The sequence below is a fragment of the Salinibacter sp. genome, assembly GCF_036626415.1.
Classification (GTDB): domain Bacteria; phylum Bacteroidota; class Rhodothermia; order Rhodothermales; family Salinibacteraceae; genus Salinibacter.
Window position 1 is genome coordinate 1 of sequence record NZ_JAZKRW010000183.1, and the last position, 4,440, is coordinate 4,440.

At 68.2% G+C, this 4,440-nt stretch carries 3 protein-coding genes; all 3 read right to left on the reverse strand.

Features of this window, described 5'->3' with window-relative positions:
- Positions 1 to 151 precede the first annotated feature (151 nt).
- Positions 152 to 1,165: a hypothetical protein gene (locus V5A20_RS13295; protein WP_332316401.1), complete on the reverse strand. Its 1,014-nt coding sequence runs from the start codon at positions 1,163 to 1,165 to the stop codon at positions 152 to 154.
- 64 nt (positions 1,166 to 1,229) lie between these two features.
- On the reverse strand, positions 1,230 to 2,585 hold the full coding sequence (locus V5A20_RS13300; RefSeq protein WP_332316402.1) for an arylsulfotransferase family protein: 1,356 nt from the start codon (positions 2,583 to 2,585) through the stop codon (positions 1,230 to 1,232).
- 342 nt (positions 2,586 to 2,927) lie between these two features.
- On the reverse strand, positions 2,928 to 4,073 hold the full coding sequence (locus V5A20_RS13305; RefSeq protein ID WP_332316403.1) for a glycosyltransferase family 4 protein: 1,146 nt from the start codon (positions 4,071 to 4,073) through the stop codon (positions 2,928 to 2,930).
- Positions 4,074 to 4,440: the final 367 nt, after the last annotated feature.

Consider the following 4,440-nt stretch of genomic DNA (forward strand, 5'->3'; position numbering starts at 1 on the left):
GTGCTGCTGGCGGCCCACATGCCGTGGCCTGGCGCCCCCGACTTTGAGGTGCAGGCCGCGCTCGGGCTCGACGCCGGCGAGCTGTACGACGGGGCCGTCGGCGCACAGGTGGGGCTCGTCTACCGGCCCCGCGTGCGGCGGTAGCCGATGCTCAGGGGGAGGACTCCTCGGCGGTCTCCATCTCGTCGGCGAGGGAGAGGTCCTCGAGGCCCTCGGCGTCCTCGACCGTCGCGGCGTCGAGGGCGGTGGTGCCCACGTAGGTCGCGAAGTTGAGGGTCCGGTCGATCAGGCTGTTGGTCAACAGCATGCTCGCGAGGGACGCGGTCGGAATCTGGAGGGTGCCGGACAGCCCCACCCCCGCGCTCATAAAGACGAGGCCCCGGGAGGGCACGAACGGAATCTGCTGGATCACGATGTAGAGGGCGAGGAGCGTGATCCACGTGCCGGCCGACACCTCGGGGATCACCACCGCCCACTGCAGGACCTGAAAGCCGTTGTTCAGCACGAAGCGAAGCAGGTGGCCGCCGCCGATGAGCCAGAGGATGCGGGACGGCAGGGAAAAGAGGGCCCGTCGGAAGTTGACGCCCACGCTCACGACGAGGATGACCACCGCGAGGCCCGCCGCCACGGTCGACGTCTCGTCCGGCAGGTACTGGCGGAGCAGCTCGATCTGGCCGGTCAGGAAGAAGAGGGCGAGCAGCGAGAACGCGACGCTGGTCGACGCCACCGACGAGATGATCACGTTGTCCTTGATCGTCCGGAGGACGTCGAGCGCATCCAGATTCGTCTCGCGGCGGGCCCACACGTAGAAATAGGCCTCGCCGGAGTAGCCGAGGACATCGTTGTTGAGGACGCGCTTGCGGAGGAGGGCGGGCAGGAGGGATCGGTACCGCGCCCCCCACGCCGCGCCGTAGAGCACCATCTCGGTGACCGGCAGGGTGGCGTACATCAGTAGCAGGAGCACATAAAACCAGGGCGTCGTGGGCATCGACGCCCAGAGTTCGGCCCACCCGATCGTGGTAAGCCGGTAGGCGAGATAGCCCACGATGCCGGTCAGGAACGCCCAGTAGATGCCTGTCTGCACCCACCCGCCGACACGACTCTCCGAGAACCGCGCCCAGGCCCGCTGCGCGGTCGCGAAGGCATCGTAAAACCGGTTCAGCATCGAGGGGAGCTTGCGGTGGCGAGAGCGAACGGGAGGGAGGAGCGAGGACCGCCGCGTTGGGTGCCTACGGGGTGGGGGCGGCCGACGAGCAGGGCCAGGAGGCGACGTCGGCGGCCGTCAGATCGTAGCGCTCGCCCTGCTGGACCGCAACCGTGTTGTCGGCGCTGTAGGGGGGGTGCACCCATTCCCAGACCGTGCGCCCGTCCGGGGCCACTTCCACGACCCGTCCGGTCTGGCCCTCCGTAAGCAGCATATTGCCGTTGTCGAGCGCCTGCCACTTGCCGCGAATGTCGGTGTAGAGCGGTTCGGAGCGGGACGTCGGGAAGCGAACCACCGTCGAGTCCGTGTGGGGCTGGAGGACCACGATGCGGCTGCCCCCGAGCATCGTTCCGCGCGCCGTAAAATCTTCGTTATTGTCGAAGATCCCGATTCGTCCGTTCCCGATAAAGTCCGGATCGTGTTGCTGGATGAGCGGGGCCGAGGCGTGCCACTTCACGTCAAGGGAGGCGGGGTCGAAGACAAACACGAGGTCCAGGTCGCGGAGTGAGACCAGGAGGTCCCCCGCCTCGAAGAGGGGATAGTCCGCCGCCATGGAGGGCGGGAGGGGCTCCACGTCGTTCATGTGGGTGAGATCCGTCGTCTCCGGGTCGTCGGTGCCCGCCCGGGGCTGGGAGGCCTTGGACAGGTACCGTTCCAGGTCGTTCGCGTAGAGGACGTCCAGTATGTCGATCGAGTCGAGGACGGTTCCGTCCGCGGCGAGGTGCACGACCCGATCGAGGTAGAGGGGGGTCTCCAGGCCCGGGAGGCCGTCGGGGAGGCGCTTCGTCGCCGAGCGGAGGCCGGGGCTCATGCCGGGCACCCAGAAGGAGCCGTCCGCGGCCCGCTCAATCGAGTGGTGTCCCCCGATCGGGGCCCGCCACAGCACCTCCCCGCAGGCGTCGACCCGGACCGTGCCGATGTACTGAAGGTTGACGAGGAGGTCGCCGTTCGGGAAGAGGTGTGAGCCGTGGAGGCTCCGTCGGGCAGAGACGCCCCCCTTCCCGTCCGGCGGATTTGGAAAGAGAGTCTCCTGGTCGAGCGTCCAGTCGTGGACCACCCTCCCGCCTTGGTCGACCAGGCGGACCCCGGGGGTCCATCCATCCTCTCCGTTCCAGGAGGACTGGAGGAGCGTCAGGCCGGGCTGCGTCGCGCTGGCGTCCGGCGTGCGGACGCCCGACCGGTCGTACACCCGGCCCGCGCGGGCCACGGGTCCCGGCGTCCACGCGACGTACAGGCCCGTCAGCTGCTCGGACGCGCGCTCCAGGAGCGCATTGGGGAACCAGCCGTGCCAGCGGGCCGCAAACCCGTAGACGAAGGACAGCAGCATCAGGGACACGACGAATGTTCCCTTCTCGAACCGGGAAATCGAGTTCACTGCCATCGAACCAAGAAGACGTGTCAAGAAAGAGAGGCGCGCCGGCGTTCTCTGACGCGCGTCCGCGAGAGAAGCTCCGTAGGGAAGTAGGACTGCCGGCCGGCGGAAGAGGTCTCCCTTCCAGAAAGAGGCAGCGGAGGGCGTGCGGGGACGCCTTACCGGCGCCGCTCCGGGAGGGAGCCGGAGTGGACTCCCCAAAACGGACTGAAAGCGCCCTGTCACGGTCTCACACTAGCCGTTCGGTCCCGCAAGGTCCAGAAGGCTAGCCGATCTTGTCACAACAATTGCGTTAAAAGGCTCGGGACTGCTCGGGCCGCGGGACCATTCGGAGCGATCACGGCGGGGTGTTCAGGCGGCCTCCCGGCTGAGCAGCGTGTACATCCGGTCGGCGACATGGTCCCAGTTGGCTTCTGTGCGCACCCGTTCCCGGCCCCGTTCGCCGAGGCGCCGGGCGAGGTCGGGGGCGGTCAGCAGCCGGAGAAGGGCGTCGGCGGTGGCGGAGGGGGCGTCGGGCGGGACGAGAAGCCCGGTCTCTTCGTCCCACACCGCGTCGGGGACGCCGCCGACACGAGCGCCCACGACGGGGGTGCCGCAGGCGTTGGCCTCCAGGTACACGAGCCCGAAGCCCTCCACGTCCTCCGTGGTCTCGCGTCCGGCCATCAGGAAAACGTCGGCCTCGCTGTAGTAGTGGCGCAGCTCCTGCTGGGAAATGCTGCCCAGGAAGTGAACGTGCCGTTCGAGCTCGAGGTCGCGGACCAGTTGCTGGAGGAACGGACGTTCGGGGCCCTCCCCGGCGATAAGGAGGAGCACGTCGGGCACCTCGTCCCGCACTCGGTTGAGGGCCCGGATGGCGGTGTCGAATCCCTTCTTGGGCACGAGGCGCCCCGCGGATAGAACGAGGGGGCGATCTGTGGCCCCCAACTCCTCGCGGAGGGCCGGGGCCGGGTCGGGGTAGAAAACCTCGGGGTTGGTGGCATTCGTGACGACCTCGATGGTCTCTTCCGCGGCCCCGAGCTCCCGGGCGCGCCGCCCGAGAAAGCGGCTGACGGGGAGCACGTGGTCGGCCCCGCCGACGCCCGCCCGCCGGAGCGCGTCGTAGCTCCACTTGAGGGGCGGGAAGTGGAAGGGGTTGAACACCGTGTCCTTGCCGTGGAGGGTAACGGCCACGCGGTGGGGCGCTCCCGTCAGGCGCCGAGCCAGCAGCGAGGCGAAGGCGGTCTGCCACTGCACATGGAGGGCCACGTCGAACGGTTCGTGTCGGGTCCGGCGCACGATGTCGGGCAGCGCCCGCAGAACGAGAAGGTCCGGACGGACGGGGAGCCGGTGCACCGGCACGTCGAGGGCGGCGTCGACGGCCTCGTCGCCTGGCCGGGAGGGAGCTAGGAGGAGAAATCGATCGCAGCGGGCGGCCAACCGGGGGGCCAGCTCCTTCGAGTACGTCTGAATGCCCCCAACGTCCGGCGGGAAGTCCTGTGTAACGAAAAGAAGGCGCATCACTCGAAACGAACAACGGGACGACGCGGCGAGACGGGCCGCTGCGAAGCACCCTTGCGCAAAGCAGGGGGCAATACGATGTTCCAAGGCCGTCACGGGGCGCTCGAGTCAGTACACCTCGGAGCCCGTTGGGTGAAACAGCAGTTTGGTGGATTTGCATGCCGCCCCTCCAGGTACTCGATGTCGGCATTCTGCGCGACGACCGGTGCGCTGCGCCCGGTCCCGAGGGGCTCATCCCAGGCCGGAGAGACCGGGGCAAATCCCGTACCGACTTCGGCGAAATCTAGCAGAAGAGCAGTGCGAACCCACTGGTGATGTTACCTGCCCCAGAATCTGAGCGGCTACCTTGATCTCGGCCATCCTTTCG

Excerpts from the sequence above, each read along its gene's own strand:
- V5A20_RS13295 (WP_332316401.1), bottom strand. The coding sequence starts at position 1,165 with ATGCTGAACCGGTTTTACGATGCCTTCGCGACCGCGCAGCGGGCCTGG.
- V5A20_RS13300 (WP_332316402.1), bottom strand. The coding sequence starts at position 2,585 with ATGGCAGTGAACTCGATTTCCCGGTTCGAGAAGGGAACATTCGTCGTG.
- V5A20_RS13305 (WP_332316403.1), bottom strand. The coding sequence starts at position 4,073 with ATGCGCCTTCTTTTCGTTACACAGGACTTCCCGCCGGACGTTGGGGGC.